Source organism: Methylosinus sp. R-45379, from assembly GCF_001644125.1.
Lineage (GTDB): Bacteria > Pseudomonadota > Alphaproteobacteria > Rhizobiales > Beijerinckiaceae > Methylosinus.
In genome coordinates this window covers 25480-49027 of record NZ_LUUM01000261.1, presented here as the reverse complement: position 1 = coordinate 49027, position 23548 = coordinate 25480, and the positions used below count along the sequence as shown (strand labels likewise).

At 61.7% G+C, this 23548-nt stretch carries 29 protein-coding genes; 9 read left to right on the top strand and 20 right to left on the bottom strand.

Annotated features, from left to right (window positions below):
• Nucleotides 1-8 precede the first annotated feature (8 nt).
• The 4 genes from nifE to nifH form a co-directional block, all read right to left on the bottom strand.
• Nucleotides 9-1679, bottom strand: coding sequence for a nitrogenase iron-molybdenum cofactor biosynthesis protein NifE (nifE, locus tag A1351_RS15090; protein ID WP_064033392.1), 1671 nt, complete (start codon nucleotides 1677-1679; stop codon nucleotides 9-11).
• 129 nt (nucleotides 1680-1808) lie between these two features.
• Entirely contained in the window at nucleotides 1809-3368 is a 1560-nt protein-coding gene (gene nifK, locus A1351_RS15085; RefSeq protein ID WP_024881131.1) for a nitrogenase molybdenum-iron protein subunit beta, read from the bottom strand.
• Between the two features lie 125 nt (nucleotides 3369-3493).
• The gene (gene nifD / locus A1351_RS15080; protein WP_024881132.1) at nucleotides 3494-4960 is read right to left on the bottom strand and encodes a nitrogenase molybdenum-iron protein alpha chain; all 1467 of its coding nucleotides are present in this window, start codon (nucleotides 4958-4960) and stop codon (nucleotides 3494-3496) included.
• A gap of 81 nt (nucleotides 4961-5041) precedes the next feature.
• Entirely contained in the window at nucleotides 5042-5929 is an 888-nt protein-coding gene (nifH, locus tag A1351_RS15075) for a nitrogenase iron protein (protein WP_024881133.1), read from the bottom strand.
• 408 nt (nucleotides 5930-6337) lie between these two features.
• On the opposite strand from nifH, the gene A1351_RS15070 reads away from it, so the two are divergent.
• Entirely contained in the window at nucleotides 6338-6763 is a 426-nt protein-coding gene (locus tag A1351_RS15070) for a response regulator (RefSeq protein ID WP_024881134.1), read from the top strand.
• Between the two features lie 145 nt (nucleotides 6764-6908).
• Here A1351_RS15070 and A1351_RS15065 read toward each other — a convergent pair whose 3' ends face one another.
• The 14 genes from A1351_RS15065 to nifB all read right to left on the bottom strand — a co-directional run bounded on the left by A1351_RS15065 (nucleotide 6909) and on the right by nifB (nucleotide 14893).
• Entirely contained in the window at nucleotides 6909-7241 is a 333-nt protein-coding gene (locus tag A1351_RS15065) for a ferredoxin (RefSeq protein WP_024881135.1), read from the bottom strand.
• 45 nt (nucleotides 7242-7286) lie between these two features.
• On the bottom strand, nucleotides 7287-8147 hold the full coding sequence (locus A1351_RS15060) for an SIR2 family protein (protein WP_245267395.1): 861 nt from the start codon (nucleotides 8145-8147) through the stop codon (nucleotides 7287-7289).
• Between the two features lie 79 nt (nucleotides 8148-8226).
• Nucleotides 8227-8442, bottom strand: coding sequence for a hypothetical protein (locus tag A1351_RS15055; RefSeq protein WP_024881137.1), 216 nt, complete (start codon nucleotides 8440-8442; stop codon nucleotides 8227-8229).
• Between the two features lie 20 nt (nucleotides 8443-8462).
• Nucleotides 8463-8768, bottom strand: a complete 306-nt coding sequence (locus tag A1351_RS15050; protein ID WP_024881138.1) for a 2Fe-2S iron-sulfur cluster-binding protein — start codon at nucleotides 8766-8768, stop codon at nucleotides 8463-8465.
• 247 nt (nucleotides 8769-9015) lie between these two features.
• A complete protein-coding gene (locus tag A1351_RS15045) occupies nucleotides 9016-10167 on the bottom strand; it encodes a DegT/DnrJ/EryC1/StrS aminotransferase family protein (RefSeq protein WP_024881139.1) in 1152 nt (383 codons plus the stop codon).
• A 6-nt stretch (nucleotides 10168-10173) separates the two neighbouring features.
• Complete coding sequence (locus A1351_RS15040) at nucleotides 10174-10437, bottom strand: hypothetical protein (RefSeq protein WP_024881140.1); 264 nt, start codon at nucleotides 10435-10437, stop codon at nucleotides 10174-10176.
• A 3-nt stretch (nucleotides 10438-10440) separates the two neighbouring features.
• Complete coding sequence (nifT, locus tag A1351_RS15035; protein WP_036292550.1) at nucleotides 10441-10653, bottom strand: putative nitrogen fixation protein NifT; 213 nt, start codon at nucleotides 10651-10653, stop codon at nucleotides 10441-10443.
• A gap of 75 nt (nucleotides 10654-10728) precedes the next feature.
• On the bottom strand, nucleotides 10729-10953 hold the full coding sequence (locus A1351_RS15030; protein ID WP_024881142.1) for a nitrogen fixation protein NifZ: 225 nt from the start codon (nucleotides 10951-10953) through the stop codon (nucleotides 10729-10731).
• Nucleotides 10950-11246: a nitrogen fixation protein NifZ gene (locus A1351_RS15025; protein ID WP_024881143.1), complete on the bottom strand. Its 297-nt coding sequence runs from the start codon at nucleotides 11244-11246 to the stop codon at nucleotides 10950-10952. Before A1351_RS15025 ends, A1351_RS15030 begins: the two co-directional genes overlap by 4 nt.
• The gene (locus tag A1351_RS15020; protein WP_024881144.1) at nucleotides 11243-12052 is read right to left on the bottom strand and encodes a 4Fe4S-binding leucine-rich repeat protein; all 810 of its coding nucleotides are present in this window, start codon (nucleotides 12050-12052) and stop codon (nucleotides 11243-11245) included. Before A1351_RS15020 ends, A1351_RS15025 begins: the two co-directional genes overlap by 4 nt.
• Nucleotides 12042-12584 carry a hypothetical protein gene (locus A1351_RS15015; RefSeq protein ID WP_024881145.1) on the bottom strand — a complete coding sequence of 181 codons (543 nt, stop codon included), beginning with the start codon at nucleotides 12582-12584 and terminating at the stop codon, nucleotides 12042-12044. Before A1351_RS15015 ends, A1351_RS15020 begins: the two co-directional genes overlap by 11 nt.
• Before the next feature lie 17 nt (nucleotides 12585-12601).
• Nucleotides 12602-12955 carry an iron-sulfur cluster assembly accessory protein gene (locus A1351_RS15010; protein ID WP_024881146.1) on the bottom strand — a complete coding sequence of 118 codons (354 nt, stop codon included), beginning with the start codon at nucleotides 12953-12955 and terminating at the stop codon, nucleotides 12602-12604.
• Complete coding sequence (locus A1351_RS15005; RefSeq protein ID WP_018267906.1) at nucleotides 12952-13185, bottom strand: 4Fe-4S dicluster domain-containing protein; 234 nt, start codon at nucleotides 13183-13185, stop codon at nucleotides 12952-12954. The genes A1351_RS15010 and A1351_RS15005 overlap by 4 nt, the downstream gene beginning before the upstream one ends.
• 148 nt (nucleotides 13186-13333) lie before the next feature.
• Nucleotides 13334-14893, bottom strand: coding sequence for a nitrogenase cofactor biosynthesis protein NifB (gene nifB, locus A1351_RS15000; RefSeq protein ID WP_024881147.1), 1560 nt, complete (start codon nucleotides 14891-14893; stop codon nucleotides 13334-13336).
• Nucleotides 14894-15295: 402 nt separating this feature from the next.
• Here nifB and A1351_RS14995 point away from each other — a divergent pair, with 402 nt between their 5' ends.
• The 3 genes from A1351_RS14995 to A1351_RS14985 all read left to right on the top strand — a co-directional run bounded on the left by A1351_RS14995 (nucleotide 15296) and on the right by A1351_RS14985 (nucleotide 18462).
• Nucleotides 15296-15775 (top strand): hypothetical protein, encoded by a 480-nt coding sequence (locus A1351_RS14995; protein ID WP_024881148.1) that lies wholly within the window; start codon nucleotides 15296-15298, stop codon nucleotides 15773-15775.
• 139 nt (nucleotides 15776-15914) lie between these two features.
• Nucleotides 15915-17678, top strand: a complete 1764-nt coding sequence (gene nifA, locus A1351_RS14990) for a nif-specific transcriptional activator NifA (protein ID WP_026599439.1) — start codon at nucleotides 15915-15917, stop codon at nucleotides 17676-17678.
• Nucleotides 17679-17703: 25 nt separating this feature from the next.
• The gene (locus A1351_RS14985) at nucleotides 17704-18462 is read left to right on the top strand and encodes a 4Fe4S-binding leucine-rich repeat protein (RefSeq protein WP_026599440.1); all 759 of its coding nucleotides are present in this window, start codon (nucleotides 17704-17706) and stop codon (nucleotides 18460-18462) included.
• Nucleotides 18463-18627: 165 nt separating this feature from the next.
• Here A1351_RS14985 and A1351_RS14980 read toward each other — a convergent pair whose 3' ends face one another.
• Nucleotides 18628-19218: a hypothetical protein gene (locus A1351_RS14980; protein WP_024881151.1), complete on the bottom strand. Its 591-nt coding sequence runs from the start codon at nucleotides 19216-19218 to the stop codon at nucleotides 18628-18630.
• Complete coding sequence (locus A1351_RS14975) at nucleotides 19202-19621, bottom strand: group II truncated hemoglobin (protein WP_036308997.1); 420 nt, start codon at nucleotides 19619-19621, stop codon at nucleotides 19202-19204. The genes A1351_RS14980 and A1351_RS14975 overlap by 17 nt, the downstream gene beginning before the upstream one ends.
• Nucleotides 19622-19946: 325 nt before the next feature.
• On the opposite strand from A1351_RS14975, the gene groES reads away from it, so the two are divergent.
• From groES to A1351_RS14945, 5 genes are all read left to right on the top strand, one after another.
• The gene (gene groES, locus A1351_RS14965) at nucleotides 19947-20234 is read left to right on the top strand and encodes a co-chaperone GroES (RefSeq protein WP_018267899.1); all 288 of its coding nucleotides are present in this window, start codon (nucleotides 19947-19949) and stop codon (nucleotides 20232-20234) included.
• Between the two features lie 47 nt (nucleotides 20235-20281).
• The gene (gene groL, locus A1351_RS14960; protein WP_024881153.1) at nucleotides 20282-21919 is read left to right on the top strand and encodes a chaperonin GroEL; all 1638 of its coding nucleotides are present in this window, start codon (nucleotides 20282-20284) and stop codon (nucleotides 21917-21919) included.
• A 212-nt stretch (nucleotides 21920-22131) separates the two neighbouring features.
• A complete protein-coding gene (locus A1351_RS14955; RefSeq protein ID WP_024881154.1) occupies nucleotides 22132-22413 on the top strand; it encodes a hypothetical protein in 282 nt (93 codons plus the stop codon).
• 32 nt (nucleotides 22414-22445) lie between these two features.
• Nucleotides 22446-22655, top strand: coding sequence for a hypothetical protein (locus A1351_RS14950; protein WP_024881155.1), 210 nt, complete (start codon nucleotides 22446-22448; stop codon nucleotides 22653-22655).
• Nucleotides 22656-22720: 65 nt separating this feature from the next.
• Nucleotides 22721-23548, top strand: coding sequence for an ADYC domain-containing protein (locus A1351_RS14945; RefSeq protein ID WP_024881156.1), 828 nt, complete (start codon nucleotides 22721-22723; stop codon nucleotides 23546-23548).

Genomic DNA, 23548 nt, shown 5'->3' with positions numbered 1-23548 from the left:
GGAGCGCCTCACGCCGCTTTCGATGCAGGAACCGCGCCACCGGCGTTGGCTGCCTCGATCATCTGTTCCATCGTGTCGCGGCAGCCGCCGCAACCCGTGCCTGCGTGGGTCGCCTCGGCCAGCGCATCGACAGTGGTCAACGAACCCGCCACGATCGCGTCCTCAAGGGCGCCGACATTCACATTGTGGCATTTGCAGACACGCTTCTCACGACGCACCTGCTCGGCCTTGACCGGATCAGCCGCGAGCTCGGCCGCTTCGGCGGCAATCGCGGCGTTCGCTCGCTCTTCCCAGGTCGTTTCCTGCCACGGCGGCGGACGACGAACCTGCTCCCATACGGGGTTGAACAGCGCCTTGTCGATCTCATGAACGAGCTCGACCATGCCCTCATAGCCGGCATAGGCGTGATGACGCTCCTGGTTGATATCGAGCCAGGGCATCTTGGCCTTGAGCGCGATGAACTGCGAGCGGCCGCCCGACAACATGATATCCGCCTGCGCGTCTTTGAGCATTTTATACATTTCGCGCGGCGTCATATCGTCGATCATATGGGCGTCCTGACCCATCAGCTCCTTGATGCGCTCCTTGTCCTCCTTGGTGGACTTCTTGACGCTGGTGCCGACGAGCTCCATGCCGGCTTCTTGCAGCGCGGCGACGACGGACCAGGATTTGACGCCGCCCGTGATGAGCAGAACCTTCTTGCCAGTGAGGCGCTCCTTATAGGGAGCGATGCGCGCCCAGGCGCGCGCTTCCTCGCGCTCGATGATTGCGTCGGTGCGATCCTTCAGCTCCGCCGGAGCGCCCCGCTCGACGAGAAGCCGCGCGATCTCACGAAGCGAATCGCTCATATCGCCGATGCCGTAGAACGACCCTTCGAAGAAGGGAATGTCGTAGCGCTCCTCCATCTTGCGAGCGACGTTGATCATGGCTTTCGAGCAAACCATCATCGACGCTTTGGCGCGATGGGAATAGGCGACCTCGTTATATTTGCCGTCGCCGGAAATGCAGGACAGGATGCGAATGCCGAGCTCGTCGAGCAGAGGCTTCACCTGCCACAACTCACCCGCCAGATTATATTCGCCAATGATGTTGATATCATAGGGCGTCGTATATTCCGGCTCCTGCGTCCCGATCACATGTTCGAGAATCGCCTCGCCCGCGAGCTTGTTGCCGAGATTCTTCGGCCCGACGAAGCCGGGCGAGTTCACGGGGATAACGGGCTTGTTGAATTTCTTCGCGGCAGCTTTGCAGACCGCATCGATATCGTCGCCGATCATCGCCGGAACGCAGGTCTGATAAACGAAGACCGCTGGCGGATCGTATTTGTCGATGATCTCTTTGATCGACTTGTAGAGGCGCTTCTCACCGCCGAAGACGACGTCGGTCTCGCCGATATCCGTCGTGAAGCCCGTGCGGTAGAGGCTGGAGCCAGATGTCTTGGCTCCGCGATTGTCCCAGGAGTTGCCTTCGCAGGCTATGGGACCGTGAACGAGATGGGCGACGTCGGTGATGGGCTGAAGAGCGATCTTGGCGCCATCGAAAGCGCATCCACCGGCTGCGGCGCCTGGCGCCAATTGCTTCGTGCAGCCTTTCTTTCGCTCTTTCTCGGATTTGCCCTTGTTCTTGTCGCAACCGGGCTCGTTGAAAACTTCTTGAACTTTTGCGGCCAGCGTGCTCATCCGCGCCTCCTGCAATGGCCATCGCCTCCCACTCGGCGCACTCATTGCGCTGGCGCGGCGATCAACCCGACGGATCAGGCTCTTGTTGTTCCGCCGGGTCGATTGCGACCCGGCGGAAGCTCGTGAAGGTCAGCGAATGATGTCGAAGCTGTAGTCCGACTTCGCGACGACGTTGGTGTTGCGGTCGATCTCGTCGAACACCTTGTCGAGCAGCCACACCAGGACGTTCAGGCCGCCCTGATAACCCCACACCGGATAGCGATGATAGTGGTGGCGATCGAAGACCGGGAAGCCAATGCGGATCAGCGGCGTGCCGGTGTCGCGCTCGAGATACTTGCCGTAGGTGTTGCCGATCAGGAAGTCGACCGGCTCCGTGAACAGCAGCGAACGCAAATGCCAGAGATCCTTGCCGGCATACGCAGTGCAGTTCTTGCCGAACGGCGAGCTGGCGAACAATTGCTTCATCTGCTCTTCCCAGAGCTTACCGCCATTGGAGGCGAGCACGGTGATCGGCTCGGCGCCGAGCTCCATCAGGAAGGCGGCCAGGCCATAGCAGAGGTCCGGATCGCCATAGATGGCGAAACGCTTGCCGTGCAGATGCGCGGAAGAGTCGGCGATCGCGTCGACGAGACGGCCACGCTCGCGAGTCAGCTCTTTCGAGATCGGCTTGCCGGTGACTTCCGAAACCTTCATCAGGAATTCGTCGGTCGCGCGGACACCCACCGGATGATGGAAGGAGTAGGTCTCCTGGCCGCTCGCGGCGATCAGCGGCAACGTCTTCTCGGTCGAGAAGTGCTGCATCGAGAAGGTCGCCTTCGCATGGATCGCGTTGGCCGCGTCCTCGAGCTTCGTCCCGCCGTCATACATGCGGAACTCGCCGTCGGTCGGCGTATCCCACACATCGCTCGGATCGCCGAGGATCGTATATTCGACGCCCATCGATTCGAAGATACGCTTCACTTCGCGGATATTGCCGACCACATAGCCGTCAAAGCCGCCGATGAAGTTGATCGAATTGTTCGGAACGCGCTCGAGCTTGGGAGCGGTGCCCGCCTTGCCGTTCCAGAAATGCTCGACGATGCCCTTCATCACATTGTCGTAGCCGGTGACGTGGCTGCCGACGAAGGCCGGGGTGTGAGCGAACGGAACGTCGTAATCGGCCGGGACCGAGCCCTTTTCCTTCGACGTCTTGATGAAGGCGTTCAGGTCGTCGCCGATGACTTCCGCCATGCAGGTGGTGGAGACGGAGATCATCTTCGGCTTATACATATTGTAGGTGTTGGCCAGGCCGTCGATCATGTTGTTGAGGCCGCCGAACACCGCCGCATCTTCCGTCATCGAGGAGGAGACGCAAGAGGTCGGCTCCTTGAAGTGACGCGAGAAGTGCGAACGATAATAGGCCACGCAGCCCTGCGAACCATGGACGAACGGGATCGTCTGCTCGAAACCGAGCGAGGCGAACACCGCGCCGAGCGGCTGGCAGGCCTTCGCCGGATTGACGGTCAGAGCTTCGCGAGCGAAGTTCTTTTCCTGATACTCTTTCGTCTTGGCCCACTCGCGGACGCGCTCGACTTCGGCGTCGGGGTGATGATTCTCGAACTCTTTCTTCTTCTTCTCGAACATCTCGAGGTATTCCGGCTGGCGGAATAGGTTGAAATGGTCGAGGACGTTATCTGCATTCTGTGGCATGTCGATTCCCCTCGTTGTCCGCGAGCGCCCGCCCTCTCGGACCGAGGCGGCGACCCGGCCTCGGTCTCTCCAACGCGAACGGGGGGATACCCCGTTCGCGAAGAGAGCGTTTGCAACTCAGTCGATCAAGCCGCCCAGGGCGCCTTGGCGAATTTCCAGACCGGCGAGTTGATCGCCATGTCCATGTCGCGAGCGAAGATCGCGAAGCCGTCATAGCCGTGATACGGGCCGGAGTAGTCCCAGCTGTGCATCTGACGGAAAGGAACGCCCATCTTCTGGAAGACGTACTTTTCCTTAATGCCAGAGCCGACCAGGTCGGGCTGGATCTTCTCGACGAACTTCTCGAACTCGTAGCCGGTCACGTCGTCATAGATCAGCGTGCCGTCCTTCACATAGTGAGTCGTGCGCTGATAGTCGTCGTTGTGGCCGAACTCATAGCCAGTGCCGACGATCTCCATGCCGAGATCCTCGTAGGCGCCGATCACGTGACGCGGGCGGAGACCGCCGACGAACAGCATGACTTTCTTGCCTTCGAGGCGCGGACGGTACTTGGCGATCACCGCGTCCATCAGCGGACGATATTTGGCGATGACGCGCTCAGCGCCTTCCTTGATCTTGTCGTCGAAGTGGCTGGCGATCTTGCGCAGCGACTCTTCGATCTTCGACGGACCAAAGAAGTTGTACTCGACCCACGGAACCCCGTACTTTTCTTCCATGTGACGGGAGATGTAGTTCATCGAGCGGTAGCAGTGCAGCACGTTGAGCTTCGCGCGAGGCGTCGCCTCGAGCTCGGCGATCGTGCCGTCACCCGACCACTGCGCAACGACGCGGAGGCCCATTTCCTCGAGCAGAATGCGCGAAGACCAGGCGTCGCCGCCGATGTTGTAGTCGCCGATGATCGCAACGTCATAAGGCGTCGATTCGAAGAGAGCGGGCTTGCCCTCCATCTTGTCGAACACCCAGTCGCGGATCGCATCGTTGGCCAGATGATGGCCGAGCGACTGCGACACGCCACGGAAGCCTTCGCAGCGAACCGGGACGATCGTATGGCCGTTGTACTCCTTGGTTTTCGCCTTGGAGACCGCCTCGATATCGTCGCCGATCAGGCCGATCGGGCACTCGGACTGAACGGAGATGCCCTTGTTGAGGGGGAACAGCTCCTGGATTTCGTCGATCAGCTTGGCGAGCTTCTTGTCGCCGCCGAACACGATGTCCTTTTCCTGGAAGTCCGAGGTGAACTGCATCGTGCCGAAGGTGTCGATGCCCGTCACGCCGATGTAGTAGTTACGACGAGACGCCCAGGAATACTGACCGCAGCCGACCGGGCCGTGGCTGATGTGGATCATGTCCTTGATCGGGCCCCACACGACGCCCTTCGAACCGGCGTAAGCGCAGCCACGGATCGTCATCACGCCGGGGATCGACTTGATGTTGGACTTCACGCCGCAATCCGGCTTGCCATCCTCGAACGTGCCGAGGTGCTTCGCGCGGCGCTTGGCGGTCTTTTCAGGATAAACTTCGAGAACCTCTTTGATCAGCGCTTTATTGCGCGCCTTGAGGTCTTCGATCGATTCGGGTTGAGCCAGGCTCATGACGCCATCCCTTTCCAGTTAACCGTGTCTGAAAGAACGGCCCGGCCCCGTATGAGGCCGGGCCTTGGACTTTCAGGCGAATTACGCGATCGCGGCCAGATCAGCCGCGGTCTTGCCGACCTGCGACTCGTCGACGGCCTTCATCACGCCATGCTCCATGAGGAGATCTTCGAGCTCGTCCATGGTGATCGGGGTCGGGATGATGCCATTGCCCTTGTTGGCATGGACCTTCTCGGCCAGCGAACGATAGTGACCGGCCTGCACGGAATCGGGCGCATACTCGATGACCGTCATGCGGCGCAGCTCGGCGTGCTGAACGATATTGTCGCGCGGCACGAAGTAGATCAGCTGAGTGCCGAGCTTCTTGGCCAGGGACTCGGCCAGCTCGTACTCCTTGTCGGTCTGGCGCTCGTTGCAGACCAGCCCGCCCAGGCGCACGCCGCCGGAGTTGGCATACTTCAGAATGCCCTTGGAGATGTTGTTGCCAGCATACATGGCCATCATCTCGCCGGACATGACGATGTAGATCTCCTGAGCCTTGTTCTCACGGATCGGCATCGCGAAGCCGCCGCAGACCACGTCGCCGAGCACGTCATAAGAAACGTAGTCGACGCCGTCGTAAGCGCCCTGCTCCTCGAGGAAGTTGATCGAGGTGATAACGCCACGGCCGGCGCAGCCAACTCCCGGCTCCGGACCACCGGACTCGACGCAACGGATGTCTTCGAAGCCGACCTTCATGACGTCTTCGAGCTCGAGATCCTCGACCGAACCGGCTTCGGCGGCCAGGGAAAGGATGGTGTCCTGAGCCTTGGCGTGCAGGATCAGACGGGTCGAGTCGGCCTTGGGATCGCAGCCGACGATCAGGATTTTCTTGCCCTGCTGGGCGAGAGCCGCGAGAGTGTTCTGGGAGGTCGTGGACTTGCCAATACCGCCCTTGCCGTAGAACGCGATCTGTCGAAGTTCTGACATTTCTGTCTCCTTAAGATACCGTTTCATTGCGATCGGCGCGCACGGTGCGCAGGCCGAAGTCGTCTTTACCGACCGAGCCCGGCGCCGGTTGCTTGATCGCCCCCTTTGTGATCGGGGCCGCCCAATCCGCAGCCACTCGCCTTGCGGGCCCTGTCTCGCAAGCAGCGTGCCAGCCCCTCGGAGGGGTCAATAGACGACAGTAAATCAAATAGTTAGCTTTGCGGGTCGGAGCGCCTGCGGGGGTGTGTCAAAGCCGACAGTGATGCTCGGAATCGGACGAAGGGCATTTAGGCGACAGGCTCGTTCGGAACTATTGTAAGAATCGGACAAGCGTCGTCGGGATTGTCGGCATTGGCACGGCATAGCGATTGCTTACAAAGCGGGCAGTCAAACTACGGAGCAGGCGAGATGCAAATCGGCGTCGAAACGTCCAGGGCGGTCGAAAACAAGCGCATTTTCGTCGTCGACGACGACGAGATCATTCGGGCGGCGCTTCAGTTCATGCTGCACGACGAATACGAGACCCATGAGGTCGGAAGCCTCGACGCCGCCTTCGACAAGGCCGCCTCGGCGAAGCCCGATCTTTTGATTTTGGCGGAAAATGTCGTGAAGGCGGCGGGCCTTCCTATGTTGAAGGAAATTCCGCAACGCATATCCGGCGTGAAGGTGCTGGTGATCGTCGACTCGCTTCAGAGCGGCTTCGGCAAAGAGAGCCAGGCCGCGGGCGCTCACGGCTATATCGTGAAGCCGCTGACCGTCGAGTTCGTGCGGCAGAAAGTGGACGTTCTTCTGGGCCGTCGCCAAGGAGTCGCCATTCCGTTGACTGTTCTCTGACATTCGACGAACGTATTCGAATGCGATCGAGGCCGGAGCCGCTTGCTCCGGCCTTTTTGTTTTGGGCGCGCCAATTTTGCGCGCCTCACAAACGAAAAGCGCCCGCGGAGACCGCGGGCGTTTTCGAACTCTCTTTACGTCGTCGTTAGAGCTGCGGCACGATAATCAAGCGCTCGACAGGATTTCCGTCGATGAAATGCGACTGAACGATTTCATCGATATCCGCCTCGGTCCGCGGCGCATACCAAACGCCTTGCGGATAGACGACCATCAGCGGGCCGGCGCGGCAGAAGCCGAGGCATCCCGTCGCCGTCATCGAGACATCGGGCAAAGGCTGAGCGCCGAGCTTGGCCTGCAGCCGATCCCACAACGGCTTCGCGCCGGAAGTGGTGCAGCTACCGCGGGGATGTCCCGGCGGACGTTGCTGAAAGCATGTGAACACATGGTATTTGAACACGACCGGAAGTTCTTCGAGCATTTTTCTGTCCTGGATTTGACTGATCTCCGACGACGCTGGCGCCGATCAAGCCGCTGCGTCGGCGGTCGAGACGACGACCGGCTGCCCGGTGAGGCTCGCGACGAATTCGGCGAGCGGCGTCTCGATGCGCGTGATGTTCTGCTCCGCGAGGAACTTCGCTTCGTTTTTCGTCAACGGGCCTTCGATCACAGCCCAATGCTGATCCGAAGAACGCTTCATGATCTGCCGAGCGAAATTGCGCTCGAGCTGCGTGGCGAAGCGACACCCGAGGAAGAGAAAGCTGCGACCCTTGCGGATCGATTGAACCGCTTCCGGGATCGGCGTCTGAATGTCGATCTCTGTCAGGACCTCGACATAGTCGGAGTCCGAGATGACGAAATTCGCAGCCGGTGTGACTGAGCCGATCGGCTGATAGAGCAGCGTCTCCCAAGACAACGTTTCTTCGGGAGCCTCCGCCGGAGCCTTCGCGCCAGACCCGTCTCGGACGAATTCCTTATTTGGCACGAGCGACAAGTCGGGTCGGAAATAATTCACCCAATAGCCGAAATGTTCGGCTTGCGACACGCCTTGCACAACGCCCCAGCTCTTGCGCACCGCGAGAGACTTCTGCGGAAGATCATCGTACCACGCATTGACGACCAGCGGCAGATGCGGCCGCTCGGCGATCCAATTGTGCAGGACGCTCGGATCGGGCGACACCTCGAAAGCTTTCTTCATCGCGGCGGAGATGGTTTTGCGATGCTTGAAATTCTCGATGTATTGCGCCGCAGCGGTCAGATTATTGCGGATTTTGTGCGGAACGGTCGCAGCCTTGGTCAGCTGCACGACCAGTTCTTCGGGGGAGGCGGGAACAGGGTTCCCGCCCGTCGCCAGCGTCAGCACGCCGGGTCCGAGATAGGGTATCACGAGGCCTCGCTCAAACCCCGTTTTGATTGCGCTCAGCACTTGTGTTTCTCCTCTCGTCGAACCCGGATTGCCTGTTCTGTCACTGAAGCGTGGCGCTCTTGGCGACGTCCAGCTTTTCCGGCGTCAGCTTGAAGGCGCCGCGACCGCCCGACAGCGCCATGTAGTCCATGGCGTATGCGTTCGTCAGCTTGGTGAACCACTCCTGGCTGGAAAGGCTCGCCGGACGCTCACCGATCTCTTGCACGGTGCCGTCATTGAAAAAGCGGACATGAATGATGACAGTTGCGTCGCTCATCTTGATTCCCCCTCCAGTTGTCAGCGGCCCGAGTCGAAGCCGAGCAGCTCGACCGTGACGTTCTCGGTTCCGAAATTGGCTTGGCAAGCGAGACGCGATTTCGAGCCCACGCCGACGATCGTGTCCAACTGCTCGTTTTCGGCGCGAGTTGTCTTCGACAGGCTCTTCTTTCCTTCCTGGACGAAAAGATGGCAGGTGCCACATTTGGCCTCGCCACCGCATTTGCTTTGGATCTTCTCTTCCGCTTTGAGAATCGCGTCCAGGAGTCTGCTGCCCGGCTCAACTTCGATGGTTTTGCCCGACGGCAGAATGGTCAGTACCGGCATGTCGTTCACTCCTCCTTGCCAAAGGTCCTCACGCCCTCTTTCCAGCAAGTTTCGAACCACTCTAAATTTCGTGCAGCTGCGCGCGCGACAGGACCCATCGCAGGCAAAAATGCGCAGCATTTTGGTGTGATGGGAGTTTTCGTTCGCGCGTTTCGGCCACTCTCGGCCACTCGCGCATCAGGTCTCGTCCGTTTCTGGACAATGACGTCACGGCAATGGACGCGCCGGCTCGAGGCCGGCGCGACTTTTACAGATAAATAGCGGCTCCTGCGCCGATATTGATCGAAGCGTCCTTCATCGTGCCGACGATGAAAGCGATCTGGCTTTCGGTCAGATGAGCGTGGAACGGCAGCGCGACGGCGCGATCCGCGACTTTCTCGGTCACGAAGAAATTGCCGCGCCGATAGCCAAGATCGAAATAGTAGCGTTGCAAATGCAGCGGATGCGAATAGGCCGCGGCGTCGATCTTCTCCGTCTGCAAATCTTCGATGATCTGATCGCGGCTGGAGCGCGAGAAACGCGTGCCGAGATGCACGACATAGAGGAACCAGTGAACCTCCTCGACGTCGGGCGCGATATAGGGATCTTTGATCCCTTCGAATGACTTCACATATTGGTAGAACCAGCGCTCGACCCTGGTGCGGCGCGCGAGCAGCAGCTCCAGGCGTCGAAACTGCGCGAGACCGAGCGCCGCGGTGATGTCGCTCATCGCCGCCTGCATCGGAGGATAGGCGCCGAGCACCACCGAGGACCGTTCCGCGATCCGCCGGCTGCGAAGATTACGGATCGCCGAGGCGCGATCGTCGTCATCGGTGACGATCATGCCTCCCTCGCCACAGGCGATGACGCCGGGCTGAGAAAAGTCGAACACCGAGCAATCGCCGAACGAGCCGACCAGCTTGCCCTTGTATATGGAGCCGATGGCCTCGGTCGAATCTTCGATGAGGATCAGCTTTTTCGCTTCGGCGAGCTGGCGAAACGGCTCCCAAGGCGCCGGATGTCCGTTGGAATTGCCGGCGACGATCGCCTTGGTCTTGTCGGTAATGACCGCTTCCGCCTTTTCAGGCGCCAAAGTGCCGGCCCAATAGTCGATGTCCGCGAACACCGGCCGCGCGCCCGAGAGCGCGATCGCATGCGTCGTCTCACGGAAAGAATGAGCGGAGGCGACAACCTCGTCGCCAGGGCCGATGCCATAGGCGCGCAAGGTCAGCAAAAGGCCGATCGTCCCACTGGACACGGCGATCGCATGCTTGCGGCCGAGATATGCGGCGAACTCCGCCTCGAATTCTTCGACTTTGGGTCCCGCGGAAAGTCGCGGGGAAGTGATCGTCTCGACGACCGCATCCAGATCACTCTGGGCGAGGTCCGGATCATTCATCGGCAGAAGGGACGTCTGCATGCTCGCTCACCTTTTCGGGGCAACCACCAATCCTGTGGCGACGGTCGGATCCGCTGTGATCTTGACGCAATGGTCGCGGGCGTCGATCAGGAACAAATCGCAGTTCTCATAGGTGCGAAACGGCGTCTCGTCCTGAATATCCGCCTTGTCGCATCTCATCGCCGTGAGGCCGGGTGCGACTTGTCTCAGAGCGGAAACGGCCGCCTGATCGGCGGCCGCCGTCGCGAGCGTCGCGTCGATCGCCTCGAGTTGCTCGGTCGCGATCGGCATTTTTCAGTCTCCACTTATTTTCTTGGCTTCGACCGTGATCGGAAGCGACGTTTCCGCCGCCATCTCCGGCAGCTGAAGCACCCAACCATTGGCGAGGGTCACTGTGCCGCCCCACAATTGAGGGCTCCCCTGTTCGACGATCGGCTCTTCGAGATCCTTCTTCGGCACATAGGCCGAAAGAATGCCGTCGGAGCCTCTGCGGATCATGACTTTCACACTGCGCCTCGCTGTTAGGTTGACCCTTGTCGTTTAGCAATGTTCATACCGCGAGTCGTGTGGAAAATCCGCGCGTCAAACGGGCTCGATCTCCTCTTCTAAGCAGCCGATCACCGTCTTCTCGCCGAACTCGACGATATAGACTGGCGTGTCGCTCTCGACATGCTGGCCGATCTGAACGATCTCGCCGGGGTCGCCCGCCTTGACGAGCAGCGCATCGGGCTCATGCCCCGGATGAGAGCCGTCGTTGAAGAGATCAACGGTGGCGCGCACCCGCATGCCCCAGTCATATTTGATCATTGAGCCGCCTCTTGGGTCGCGACCTCGACGGGCTCGAGCTCCTTTTTACGCATGCCGACCTTATAGCCAGTCTCCACGAACTCGACGCCGTAGATGTAGAATTGCTGCAAAAACGTGCCGATGCTCGAGACATAGCCGATCTCGCCTTTTTTTACGAGAATCTCGCCGACGTCCTTCCCCGGGAAGGTGCCGTCGTTTCGCACCACCTTCTTCGACTTGACCTTTTCGCCATAGTTGAAGGCGGGCGGATCGTTCAGCTCGACGGAGCCGTCGTCACGGTTGATGTTGCTCATATCCGTTCCTCGATGTGGCTGTGGTTGCGCTCCAAAACTTTCCGGCCGGACGGATCGGGCGTTTTGCCGAGCCGCGCTTCAGCGGTCTCGCGCACGATCGGGTCCTCGTCGGAGAGAAGCAGTCGAATGTCTGTGAGGGCTGCGCGTTGCGCCACCTCATAGCGCACGCGCCAGTCCGGATCGCTGATGAGATCCGGCAGCTGCGCGACGTCGAGTCGCTGCGCCGCCTCGAAGCGAACGGCCGCGTCCACGTCGGTCGTCATCCGCTTCAGCGCTTGCGGCGCGATGCGCTGCGCGACGACGCGTCGTACCTCGACCTCGTCGTCGTCGATCATCAGAACGAGCAAATCCGGCGAGATGCGACGCGCGACGACCTGGCGGACATAATAGTCGCGATCCTCGATCATCGGCAGCAGATCGACGGGGTCGAGCCGATGCGCCACTCTGATCCTCACCTCGCGATGCGGATCATTGCGAAGCTTGAGGAGATAGCGATCAGGAAGGCGCCGCGCGGCGCTCCAGCGAACGGTTTCTTCGGGATCGTCCAAAAGCGCCGGAAGGAGGAATATCTCGGCGGCTTTGGCGGCCCAGGCGCGCACTTCGAAATAGGGATGCGCGAGAAAATGACGCGCCAGCTCCGGATTCCAATCGAAGAAACGGTCGATCCGACGCGCATAGCGGTCGAAGACACAGGCCCGGAGCGGCTTGCAACGCTCCTCGGCCAAGAGCTCTTTATGGGGGCATGCCCCGCAATCGACGGGAACGCCTTGCCAGTCGATGGCCTCGTCGATCTCGTCAGTCGGCATCCTCGGCCTCCCGTTGCGCGAGAACGGTGAGCAGCAAGGTCGCGCCGACCTTATCGGTCGGGTCTAGCTCGAGCAGCTTTTGCGCCGCCTCTCGCCCCTCCTCATGCTCGCCCATGCGCATCTGCAGATACGCATAGCCTTTGAGCACGAACATGAAGAAGCGTGGCAGCACCGCCTCGTAATTGGCGAAGTCGGCGTCGCCTTTTCGGACCTCGCGCCAGTCGAGCGGCAGGGAATTATCGATCGCCGCCCTAGTGAGGCACGTCTTGGCGATCTCGAGCGTGTCCTCAAGACGGTTCTTGTAGAAGTAAAACCGGTAGAGTCCGATCAGCACCGCCACATGGGTCGGGGCCGCGCGACGCGCCTCGAACAAATGCTGTTCTGCGACATCGCCGAGATGGTAGGAAAGCGCCGCTTCGCGGAGATGACGCTCGGCTTCCGCCGGCAATCCGGCGCCGAAGACGGGAGAAGAAAGAATCTCGTCTCCCGTATCGAAGGCCTCGTTGCGTAGAGCGCCATCTCCGTTCAACATGAAGCGTTCCTATCCACTCACGCCACGGGAAGCTCCGGCAGCTCGACGACGGTCTGCGTCGTCGAGGAGCACCCACAGGCTTTCGCTTTGGGATCGATGAAGGAGAAGCCGGTGGAGGTGGCCGTCTCTTTGAAGTCGATCGTCACGCCATCGAGCAGCAGGCGGCTCTGCGCCGGCAGAAACAGCTTGAAGCTCGGGAAGTCGAACGCCTGCTCGCCCTCACGCGGAGCCGGCTGAACCGAGAATTCCGCGCTCATGCCCGAGCAGCCGCCCGGAGAGACGTGGAGGCTCAGACCGAAGCCCGGACCGCCGTCGAACGTGACGAGGCGGCGGATGAATTTTTCCGCGGCGGGAGTGAATTGAATATTCATGCCGCGCCCCCGGCCGCCTGATACCGCGGGAGCGAGTTGTCGATGACGCAGGTGTCATCGACCGGGCACACCGCGACGCACTGCGGCACATCGAAATAGCCGATGCACTCGGTGCACTTCTTGGGATTGATGACGAAGGTTCCGTTCTTCTCGGAGATCGCCACATTGGGGCATTCCGCCTCGCACGCCGAGCAGGACGTGCATTGCGAAGCAACGATCTTGTAGGTCATTTGCTTGCTCCTCCATCGAGCCGTCACTGAGCTGAAGAATCGCCGATTCTCTCGAGCTCTAATTCTCCGCGCATCCGCGGTCTTGACTGAAGCGCGGGCCGCTCGGCGGCTCGCGCTTCTTTAGTGGCGAATGCCGATCGCTTCCGTGTCAGGCCGTGATGAAGGCGCCCTGACGGAGAGTCGCGTCACCACGCTCCTTGTGCTCGATCTCGCCGGTCTTCACCTTGTCGAGATAGCGCTTGAAGTAGGTGATCGCCGACTGCTCGATGAACTCGAAGGCGAATTCATCGACCGGATCGATGCCGGCCTTGACCAGATCGTTCTTCGGGCAACCACCGATCTTCGCGACGAACACGGCCGTGCAATCGTTGATCGCGCGGATGATCGTGTCGAGGCTGTCCTCCTCGCCATAGCCGCCCTGGCAATACAGGTCGACACGACGATGACCGACGAACTTCGCGCCATGGGTGCTGAGCTCGTAGATCTGGAACTCCTTGGCGTGGCCAAAGTGCTCGTTGACGCGGCCAGAGCCCTTGGTCGCCACGGCGATCAGGATCTTGATGTCGACATTGTCCTCGCCGGCGAGCGTCGCCAGCTCGGCGTTCTTGGCGGCGGCGACCTTCAGACGCTCTTCCTCGACCTTCGTCTGATAAGCCTTGCGGCTCTCGAGATCATAGGTCACTTCCATGGCCATGATCTTGTCGGTCGTGAACTCAGCGCTGCGATCCTCGCCGAGCAGCCCGACCGCGTCGGCGCGGCACTGGCGGCAATGGCGCATCATGTTCATCTCGCCTTCACAGCTGTCCTGCAGCGCCTTCAGCTCTTGAGCCGTCGGGCCGCGCTGGCCGTTGAGGCCGAACACGGTGCCGTGCTCGGGGGAGGAGATGAGCGGCATGATGTTGTGCAGGAACGCCCCGCGCGACTTCACGGCCTTGTTCACCTCGACGAGATGCTTGTCGTTGATGCCCGGGATCATGACCGAGTTGACCTTGCACAGAATGCCGCGCTCGGTCAGCATCTCGAGGCCGCGCATCTGGTGCTGCGTCAGGATCTCGGCGGCCTCGCGGCCATAGATGCGCTTATGCTGCCAGTAGATCCAGGGATAGATCTGCGCGCCGACGTCCGGATCGACCATGTTGATGGTGATCGTGACGTGATCGACATTGTACTTGGCGATCGTATCGACATGCTCCGGCAGAGCCAGACCATTCGTCGACAGGCAGAGCTTGATGTCCGGCGCAGTCGCGGCGATCAGCTCGAAGGTCTTGAAGGTCTTCTCCGGATTGGCGAGCGGGTCGCCCGGGCCGGCGATGCCGAGAACGGTCATCTGCGGGATCGTCGACGCGACGGCCAGAACCTTCTTGGAGGCCTGCTCGGGCGTCAGCTTCTCGGAGACGACGCCGGGGCGCGACTCATTGGCGCAATCATATTTGCGATTGCAGTAGTTGCACTGGATGTTGCACGCCGGAGCGACAGCGACGTGCATGCGGGCGTAGTGGTGATGCGCCTCCTCGCTGTAGCAAGGATGGTTCTTGACCTTGTCCCAGATTTCCTGCGGCAGGTCGTTTTCACCAGCCGCCGTGCCGCAGCTCGCCTTGCCGCTGCCGCCCGAGGTGCCGCAGCCCTTATGCTCAGCGACCTTCTGCATCACGTCGTCGATCGATTCAGCCCCGCCGATGTCGACGGTTTCAGTAGATAGAGATTCCATGTTCGGTTCCTCACGATTTGAAGAGTTTCAAACCCTTGCGGAACGCAGTCGCGACATATCCGTCTGCCATTGCACCGGCGCTGTCGCGGAAGCGGTGTCCGGGCACGAGGTTCGCAACAAGCATGCCATGCTGATTTGATGACCTAAAGACCTGAAATTATGAGAAAACTGTCGTTTGTTTGGAACCTGTCCAAATACCGACACATGTCGGAAAGCGTCAGAACCAGCTGTCGCGAACGCGACACTTCGACGCAAAACCCGCGCGAGCCCAGGGAAACGGCGCAATATCGCTCTCTCCATGTGGCCTTGATCGCCCTCGTTTCGGGCGTTGCGCTCGGTCCCTCGATCGCGCGCGGCGCCCGGCGGCCTTTTATTGGCGCGAGATTTGCTCGCGGGCGCGTTATGAACGACCTCACCCGTGAAAACGATCTCGTCGACTTCGGCGAGCTTTCGCCCGCCGTCAATGAACTCTTGCAAAAAGGCGTCCTGGCCTATCGGAACGATCGAGCGCGCGCGGACGAATTGTTCCGTGAGGCGCTAGAGCTGTCTCCCCATGAGCTGCCGGCCTATTACTGCCTTTATAAGATTCATACTTATATGGGGAATCTGGAAGTCGCCTGGACCGTGGCCAATCAGGGCCTCGCCGAGGCGACGCGGCAAGCTGGCTGGGCGCTCGACCCGCATAGCTGGCCGCCGAAAGAAACGGCGCCGGGCACGGCCGAGCGCTTCGCATTGTACACTTTAAAGGCGTTGAGCTTCATTCAGCTGAAGCGGGGCAACAAGGCGGAAGCGATGGAAAACCTCGGGATTTTGCAGGTGCTGGACCCGCCGGGCCACGTCGGCTGGACGGTAATCTACGAGCTCGCGCAAGGGGTTGCGTGAAGCCGGGGTGGCGCGCCGCCGGGAGCGGAGCGAAGAATTGCCACGGCGACGGCATGTTAGTTGCTAAACATTCCAGGGTGAACTATCGAATTCCCGCGGAACGTCAGGCACGTCGATGGGATACGAAGCTGGAAGCAGCATGAACACGGCTCAGGCTCGCGCGTTCGACCCGAGCGAATCTGCTCTCGTCGGAATCTACGAAATTTCGAAATTACTGGCCTCGCCCAACCGGCTCGAGAAGACGCTGGCGGGCGTGCTGGCGCTGCTGTCGAGCTTTCTCGACATGCGGCACGGCCTCATCGCTCTGCTCGACACGCATGGCGACCCGGAAGTGGTCGTCGGCTCGGGATGGAGCGAAGGGAACGCCAAGAAGTTTTTCGAGCATCTTCCCGAGCGGGCGGTCGGCCAGATCGTCGCGACCAAGATGCCGCTGGTGGTCGAGAATGTCGCCGCCTCGCCTCTGTTCGAAGGCACGGATCTCTCCGAATGGGGTCCGACTGACGGACAGCCCTTCTCGCTGATCGGCGTGCCGATCAAGGAGGCGGACGCGGTGGTCGGCACATTGACGGTCGATCGCGTCTATAGCGATCGGTCTTCCGTTCGCTTCGACCACGACGTGCGATTCCTGACAATGATCGCCAATCTGGTCGGCCAGACCTTGCGGCTGCACAAGCTGATCGCGCGAGACCGCGAGCGGCTGATGCAGGAGAAGGCCAGGCTGGAGAAGGGCGATCGGCCGGCGGCGCATTCGGCGCATATAGAGGCGCGGCTGGACGGCATCAAAGGGATCGTCGGCGAGAGTCCGGCGGTGCGTGCGGTCGTCGACAAGATCCGCATCGTCGCCAAGGCCAAATCAACCGTGCTGCTGCGCGGCGAGTCGGGCACCGGCAAGGAGCTGTTCGCGGCCGCGCTCCACAATCTTTCGCCACGGCAGAGCAAGCCTTTCGTCAAGCTGAACTGCGCGGCCCTGCCCGAGAGCGTGCTAGAGTCCGAGCTGTTCGGCCATGAGCGCGGCGCCTTCACCGGCGCGGCGGCCCTGCGCAAAGGGCGTTTCGAGCTCGCGGACGGCGGCACGCTGTTCCTGGACGAGATCGGCGACATCACGCCCGCCTTCCAGGCCAAGCTGCTGCGCGTGCTGCAAGAGGGCGAGTTCGAGCGCGTCGGCGGCACCCGCACGATGAAGGTCGACGTGCGCTTCGTCTGCGCCACCAATCGCAATCTCGAGGAAGCGGTGCAGAAGGGCGAGTTCCGCGCGGATCTCTATTACCGCATCAGCGTCGTTCCGATCTTCCTGCCGCCGCTGCGCGACCGAAGAGGCGATCTGGCGCCGCTCGCCAATGAATTCCTGCGGCGCTTCAACAATGAGCAGAATGTCCATCTGAGCTTCTCCGATTCGGCGATGGAAGTGCTCAGCGAATGCAATTTCCCGGGCAATATTCGCGAGCTCGAGAATTGCGTTTATCGGACAGCGACTTTGGCGCGCAACGACTCGATCGTGGACAAAGACTTCTCTTGCCGCAATGACGGCTGCCTCTCCTCCGTTCTGTGGAACGGCTCGCGCGAGTCGACGATCGGCGGATTGCACCCGCCGAGCTTCACGCCTCTGCCGATCGTCTCCAAGCCGCAGGCGCCCCCGCCGCCGCCGGCGCGGCCTCCCGTGGCGCGACCGCCGGTCGTCGAAGAGCCCGCGCCTGTCGTCGCGGCGCAACCCGCGGCGGCGTGTCCAGGCGCAGAGAACTGTACGGTCATCGAGACGGATCATCGGTCCGATCGCGACAAGCTCATCGAGGCGATGGAACAGGCCGGATGGGTGAAAGCCAAAGCGGCTCGCCTGCTCGGGCTTACCCCCAGACAAATCGGCTATGCGCTGCAAAAATATGATATCCCTGTAAAGAAGTTTTGATTCCTGGAAAGAAGACGGCTCCACAATGGCCGCAGAACCGGAAAGAATAAGCGACGATCCGCTCGACTGGCGCGGTCGCCCCATCCGCTGCAGGGAATGCTCCCATGTGGCGCTCAATCTCGAGGGGCTCTGCCGCAAGGGATCCGCCTGTGTGCGCGATCGCCGGGCCAAGCGTGTCGATCTCTTCTTCCGCGGACATCCGCATCTCGCGGATTCCTACCTCGATCACGCCTATTTCGAGGTGCGCGCCCGTGCGGCGCGCTACGCCTCGGTGCTGCGTCTGCCGCCGCTGCTCGACGATCCAGAGCCGGAGGTGCGGGCCACGGTCGCATCGCGCCTGCCGGCGTCGCGCATCGCCCATCTCGCGCATGATCCAGAACCACGCGTGCGCATCGTGGCCGCCAATCGGCTCGAAGGCGCCGCGCTCGTCGCAATGTATTCGGACCCGGATTATCTGGTCCGCATCCATGTCGTGCGGCGCATCGCGCCGGATTTGCTGAGCATGGCCGTCCATGACGAGGACCCGGAGGTGCGCCGCTGGGTCGCGCGCCGCATTCCGTTGGAGCGGCTGCATCTTCTCGTGAAGGATCCGGAGCCGCTCGTGCGCCTCGTCGTCGCCGAGCGCCTGCCGGAAGATCGCCTCGCCGCCATGAGCAAGGACGAGGATTTGCGTATTCGCTTCACTGTCGCGGAACGCTGCTCAGCGGAACAGCTGCCCTCTTTCCTCGATGACGAGGACGAGCTGGTCCGCGCCTGCGCGCAAGCGCGGCTGGAAGGCAATTGATCATCACTGTCGATCAACGAACCAGGCAGGGCGTATTCTGACAATCATGTCGGAATACGCGCACGCTTTCTCTCGGCCCCGCCGGCGCCTCGCCAGACATAAAAAAGCAATCCAGAGCCGGTGCGGCCCCTGGATTGCGTGGTCGTGTGCGAGCGTAAGGTCGTGTCAGACCGGACGATTCTCGTTGCGGTTGCGCACCGGGCCCATGACTTCCAGGCCCTTCTCGAAGGTGATCTTCTCGAAAGTCTGATCGAAGGCTATGCCCGCGTTGGCCACGGCGTCGATCTTGCCACCGATCGACAGCTTCTTGAGATCGTTCTTCTCGATGTAGAACAGCTCGAGCAGCTCGTTATAGACCGTCGATTCGTCGATCGGCAGCACGTAGAAATTAATGCCGTCGATCTCGACCTGATATTTGCTGAGCAGGTCGATATTGTTGGCAAAGATGAAATATTTGCCATCCGGGGCGAGCAGCCCCTTCAGCACTTCGGCGACGTATCCGAGATGCTCGAAGGAGAGGAGCCACTGCGCGAAGAAGTCGAAGGTGGGCTTGCCGGCTTCCGCCACCGCAATGACCTGATCGGAGCAGAGCTCCGGCGGGCGCGCCTCATCGGCGAACTGTTGGGCGAATTTCAGGGCGAGCTTGCCGCGGAAGCCGAAGCGCCCGGCCTTCTCCGTCGGTCCCTTGTGAACCGGGCTGAGCAGCCGCTTCTGCTCGTCCAAAGTCGCAAACGCCGTTTCAGTGATGCTTGTCATGTTGATTATCCGGATCGTTACGTAGCCAATCCGCCAGTTTGGCGAAGTTCTGCTTCAGGGAGTCACGCAGTCTCACATCATCGACCACCTCATCGAGCGCGCCAGTCATGCAGGCCATCCACGCGTCGCGCTCGGCGGCTCCGATCGCGAAGCCCATGTGACGCATGCGCAGCCGGGGATGTCCCCGCTGTTCCGAATAGCTCTTCGGTCCGCCCAGCCATTCGGCCAGATAGAGCTTCAGAACCGCCTTTGTGGGGCCGAGATCGATCGCATGCATGGCGCGAATGCCCCGCGCCTGCGGCAGCTCGTCCATATTGCGGTAGAACGTCTCGACCAGACGGTCGACCGCCTCCTGGCCTCCGATGACGTCGAATGCGGTCTTTGTCGATTGCACGGCGTCCATTGTCATGCCTCGCGAGCTAGCAATTCATATGCCGAAGCATGGGCCTACCACAGGGCGCTCGGCGGCGCGACGCCCCTGCCCAAAACCGCGAATGCGCCGCCCGATTTCGGCCGCGTCACGAGAATAAAGAGGCACGGCAAGACGCAATTTTATGCATTTGCGCGGCCGGCGCCCGAATTCGGCGCTGCTCGCCCTTGACAGGGCCGGGGGCTGCTTCCTATGTCATCGCCAGCCTGCTGGCACTCACCCCTCATGAGTGCTAATAGGCATTTTATTCAATCTTTCGCCCGCGCGCTCCGGCCGGGCAGCAACGAAGGAAGACGACATGGCGTTCCGTCCCCTCCACGACCGCGTCGTGGTCAAGCGCCTCGAAGGCGAAGACAAGACCAAAGGCGGCATCATCATTCCGGACACCGCGAAAGAGAAGCCCGCCGAGGGCAAGATCATCGCCGTCGGCCCCGGCGCCCGCGACGAGAGCGGCAAGCTCGTCGCCCTCGACGTGAAGGAAGGCGACCGCGTGCTGTTCGGCAAATGGTCCGGCACCGAGGTCAAGATCGACGGCGAAGATCTCCTCATCATGAAGGAAAGCGACATTCTGGGCGTGATCGCCTGAGCCGCTAGACCCTCGCACCTTATTCTCTTCAACGGAGCCGAACGAAAATGGCAGCCAAGGACATTCGTTTTTCCTCCGACGCGCGCGACCGTATCCTGCGCGGCGTCGAAATCCTCGCCAATGCGGTGAAGGTCACTCTCGGCCCCAAGGGCCGCAACGTCGTCATCGAGAAGAGCTTCGGCGCTCCCCGCATCACCAAGGACGGCGTCACCGTCGCCAAGGAGATCGAGCTCGCCGACAAGTTCGAGAATCTCGGCGCGCAGCTCGTTCGTGAGGTCGCCTCCAAGCAGAACGACACCGCCGGCGACGGCACCACGACGGCGACCGTGCTCGCCGCCGCCATCGCCAGGGAAGGCGCCAAGGCCGTCGCGGCCGGCCTCAACCCGCAGGATCTCAAGCGCGGCATCGACCTCGCGGTCGAGGCGGTCGTCGCCGATCTGAAGAAGAACTCCAAGAAGGTCACCTCCAACGACGAGATCGCCCAGGTCGGCACCATCTCGGCCAATGGCGACAGCTTCATCGGCCAGGAGATCGCCAAGGCGGTGCAGAAGGTCGGCAATGAGGGCGTGATCACGGTGGAAGAGGCCAAGAGCCTCGACTCCGAGACCGTCATCGTCGAGGGCCTGCAGTTCGACCGCGGCTATCTCTCCCCCTACTTCATCACCAACGCCGAGCGTCTCGTCGCGGAGCTCGAGGACCCCTACATCCTCATCCACGAGAAGAAGCTGTCGAGCCTGCAGCCGCTGCTGCCGGTCCTCGAGGCCGTTGTGCAGACCGGCAAGCCGCTGCTCATCATCGCCGAGGACGTCGAGGGCGAGGCTCTGGCCACGCTCGTCGTCAACAAGCTGCGCGGCGGCCTGAAGATCGCGGCCGTGAAGGCTCCGGGCTTCGGCGATCGTCGCAAGGCTCAGCTCGAGGACATCGCCATCCTCACGGGCGGCCAGGTCGTCTCCGAGGATCTCGGCATCAAGCTCGAGAACGTCACGCTTCCGCTGCTCGGCAAGGCCAAGCGTATTCGCATCGACAAAGAGAATACGACGATCATCGACGGCGCCGGCGAGAAGAAGGACATCGAGGCTCGCGTCGCTCAGATCAAGGCTCAGGTCGAGGAAGTCACCTCGGACTATGACCGCGAGAAGCTCCAGGAGCGTCTCGCCAAGCTCGCGGGCGGCGTCGCGGTGATCCGCGTCGGCGGCGCGACCGAGGTCGAGGTGAAGGAGAAGAAGGACCGCGTCGACGACGCGCTGAACGCCACCCGCGCCGCGGTGCAGGAAGGCATCTCCCCCGGCGGCGGCGTCGCCCTGCTGCGCGCCATCGCCGCTCTCGCCGATGTCAAGGTCGCCAATTCCGACCAGCAGACCGGCATCGCGATCGTCCGCAAGGCGATCCAGGCTCCGGCTCGTCAGATCGTCGACAATGCCGGCGGCGACGGCGCGGTCGTGGTCGGCAAGCTGCTCGAGTCCACGGACTACAGCTTCGGCTATGACGCCCAGACCGGCGAATATGGCGATCTCGTCAAGCTCGGCATCATCGACCCGACCAAGGTCGTCCGCACCGCCCTGCAGGATGCTGCTTCCATCGCCGGCCTCATCGTCACCACCGAGGCGACGATCACCGAGCAGCCGAAGAAGGACGCCGGCCCGGCTCTGCCGCCTGGCGGCGGCATGGGCGGCATGGACTTCTGATCCTCGCTACCCTCGCAAGAGACAAAGAAGGCCCCGGAGAAATCCGGGGCCTTTTTTGATTCCCGCCCCCTCGACCTGTGTGCGGCGGCACAGCGGCAGGACCGAAAATCTTCATATTGGGCAATGTTCAAACGGTCGGACGCCGAAGGGCGCGACGCAAGGAACAAAGCAAAAGCGGCCTTCGGCCACAGCTCGAATGAAGAGGTCTCACAATGTTCAAGCGCATGATTTTGACCCTTGGTCTCGTCACCATCGCCGGCTCGGCGTCCGCTGCCGTTCAGCTGAACGGCTTAACGCTTAACGCGCTCAGCAAGAACGCGCTCACGCAGAACGCGCTCACGAAGAACGGGCTCACGGTAAATGGCCGCGACCTCAACGCCCTCGCGAAGAACGCGCTCGTCGATAATGGCGTGAAAGCCAACGGAGTGAGCTCGAATCCGTCCCGCCAGAATGGGCTGCGCGTCATCTCGATCGAGCTGCCGCAGGCGAAGTGATTTTTCGGCGAACCGACGAAAGAGGTCTTACGATGTTCAAGCGAGTCATTTTCACTCTCGGTCTTTTCGCTTTCAGCGGCTCCGCCATGGCGGCTGTGTGCACGAGCTGCGGTTACAACACCATCTCGACCAATGGAGTCTCGCTCAACGCGGTCGCCGCCACGGGCGGGAAGACCGCCGGCGCGAACGGCTGGCGCATCCTCTCGGTCGAGCTGCCGGCCGGCGCCTCGACCGCGAAATAATCTTCCGCGATCCTGGGACGGCCGGCTCGCGCCGGCCGCCGCCACCGCCGAGAAAGCAAAGAACCATGCACAGCAAGCTCTTCTCCCGGCTCTCGCTCGTCTGCGCCGCGCTTTCCCTCTGCGCGAGCGCGCGAGCCGCCGAATTGCAGTCGCTCGACGTCGTCGGCACGCATTTCAAGGCGACATTGTCGGACGAGCGCGTGCTCGACTCCGCGCAGTTGGTCGGCGCGACGCTGACCGTCGCCGGCGCCGCCGGAGGAACGAAGATTCGCATCGACGCGGTCGAGCCGGATCCCCTCCTCGCGGCGCATCCGGAAGCCGAGCGCGACGCGGTCCTGCTGCACAGCTTCTCCGTCCAAGGCGCCGACGGCGAATGGACAAATCTATGCGAGGCGGGTCCTGACGGACGCCGCCAGGGCTTTCCCATCGCCGGACGCGCCCGCGGCGACGGCACGATCGCGCCGGCCGAGCGGGGCGTCTTCGAGCTCACCTGCACCGGCGGCGCGCAGGGCAAATGCGTGCGCTTCGGCTATCATCCTTGGGAGACGCGCGCCGGCGGACCCTCGGCGCGGGCGCTCTACGACGCCTGCATACGTCTCGTGCGCGCCGATTATTCGGGCGACGGCAAGGGCACGACGCGCAACGGCCAGCCGATCGACATTTATGATTTCCTCGGCGTCCAATCGCCCGGCAATGATCCGGCGCATGACTTCGAAGCGGGCTTCTCGCCCGAGGGGGCCGTCTGCGTGCGCCATGTCCGCGTCAAGGAGAATACGAGCCTCGACGCGCTGGCGACGAGCAGCGCGCGGCTGAAAGGACGAACGGGGGACATCTGCACGGAAGAATTCGCCCGCGCCAATGGCGCGATCCTCTTCGTCCGCTCCCCGCCTTGA

What these genes read in the sequence shown, in the direction of transcription:
- nifE (WP_064033392.1), bottom strand. Translation starts at nt 1,679, where the DNA reads ATGAGCACGCTGGCCGCAAAAGTTCAAGAAGTTTTCAACGAGCCCGGT.
- nifK (WP_024881131.1), bottom strand. Translation starts at nt 3,368, where the DNA reads ATGCCACAGAATGCAGATAACGTCCTCGACCATTTCAACCTATTCCGC.
- nifD (WP_024881132.1), bottom strand. Translation starts at nt 4,960, where the DNA reads ATGAGCCTGGCTCAACCCGAATCGATCGAAGACCTCAAGGCGCGCAAT.
- nifH (WP_024881133.1), bottom strand. Translation starts at nt 5,929, where the DNA reads ATGTCAGAACTTCGACAGATCGCGTTCTACGGCAAGGGCGGTATTGGC.
- A1351_RS15070 (WP_024881134.1), top strand. Translation starts at nt 6,338, where the DNA reads ATGCAAATCGGCGTCGAAACGTCCAGGGCGGTCGAAAACAAGCGCATT.
- A1351_RS15065 (WP_024881135.1), bottom strand. Translation starts at nt 7,241, where the DNA reads ATGCTCGAAGAACTTCCGGTCGTGTTCAAATACCATGTGTTCACATGC.
- A1351_RS15055 (WP_024881137.1), bottom strand. Translation starts at nt 8,442, where the DNA reads ATGAGCGACGCAACTGTCATCATTCATGTCCGCTTTTTCAATGACGGC.
- A1351_RS15050 (WP_024881138.1), bottom strand. Translation starts at nt 8,768, where the DNA reads ATGCCGGTACTGACCATTCTGCCGTCGGGCAAAACCATCGAAGTTGAG.
- A1351_RS15045 (WP_024881139.1), bottom strand. Translation starts at nt 10,167, where the DNA reads ATGCAGACGTCCCTTCTGCCGATGAATGATCCGGACCTCGCCCAGAGT.
- A1351_RS15040 (WP_024881140.1), bottom strand. Translation starts at nt 10,437, where the DNA reads ATGCCGATCGCGACCGAGCAACTCGAGGCGATCGACGCGACGCTCGCG.
- A1351_RS15030 (WP_024881142.1), bottom strand. Translation starts at nt 10,953, where the DNA reads ATGATCAAATATGACTGGGGCATGCGGGTGCGCGCCACCGTTGATCTC.
- A1351_RS15025 (WP_024881143.1), bottom strand. Translation starts at nt 11,246, where the DNA reads ATGAGCAACATCAACCGTGACGACGGCTCCGTCGAGCTGAACGATCCG.
- A1351_RS15020 (WP_024881144.1), bottom strand. Translation starts at nt 12,052, where the DNA reads ATGCCGACTGACGAGATCGACGAGGCCATCGACTGGCAAGGCGTTCCC.
- A1351_RS15015 (WP_024881145.1), bottom strand. Translation starts at nt 12,584, where the DNA reads ATGTTGAACGGAGATGGCGCTCTACGCAACGAGGCCTTCGATACGGGA.
- A1351_RS15010 (WP_024881146.1), bottom strand. Translation starts at nt 12,955, where the DNA reads ATGAATATTCAATTCACTCCCGCCGCGGAAAAATTCATCCGCCGCCTC.
- A1351_RS15005 (WP_018267906.1), bottom strand. Translation starts at nt 13,185, where the DNA reads ATGACCTACAAGATCGTTGCTTCGCAATGCACGTCCTGCTCGGCGTGC.
- nifB (WP_024881147.1), bottom strand. Translation starts at nt 14,893, where the DNA reads ATGGAATCTCTATCTACTGAAACCGTCGACATCGGCGGGGCTGAATCG.
- A1351_RS14995 (WP_024881148.1), top strand. Translation starts at nt 15,296, where the DNA reads ATGAACGACCTCACCCGTGAAAACGATCTCGTCGACTTCGGCGAGCTT.
- nifA (WP_026599439.1), top strand. Translation starts at nt 15,915, where the DNA reads ATGAACACGGCTCAGGCTCGCGCGTTCGACCCGAGCGAATCTGCTCTC.
- A1351_RS14985 (WP_026599440.1), top strand. Translation starts at nt 17,704, where the DNA reads ATGGCCGCAGAACCGGAAAGAATAAGCGACGATCCGCTCGACTGGCGC.
- A1351_RS14980 (WP_024881151.1), bottom strand. Translation starts at nt 19,218, where the DNA reads ATGACAAGCATCACTGAAACGGCGTTTGCGACTTTGGACGAGCAGAAG.
- A1351_RS14975 (WP_036308997.1), bottom strand. Translation starts at nt 19,621, where the DNA reads ATGGACGCCGTGCAATCGACAAAGACCGCATTCGACGTCATCGGAGGC.
- groES (WP_018267899.1), top strand. Translation starts at nt 19,947, where the DNA reads ATGGCGTTCCGTCCCCTCCACGACCGCGTCGTGGTCAAGCGCCTCGAA.
- groL (WP_024881153.1), top strand. Translation starts at nt 20,282, where the DNA reads ATGGCAGCCAAGGACATTCGTTTTTCCTCCGACGCGCGCGACCGTATC.
- A1351_RS14955 (WP_024881154.1), top strand. Translation starts at nt 22,132, where the DNA reads ATGTTCAAGCGCATGATTTTGACCCTTGGTCTCGTCACCATCGCCGGC.
- A1351_RS14950 (WP_024881155.1), top strand. Translation starts at nt 22,446, where the DNA reads ATGTTCAAGCGAGTCATTTTCACTCTCGGTCTTTTCGCTTTCAGCGGC.
- A1351_RS14945 (WP_024881156.1), top strand. Translation starts at nt 22,721, where the DNA reads ATGCACAGCAAGCTCTTCTCCCGGCTCTCGCTCGTCTGCGCCGCGCTT.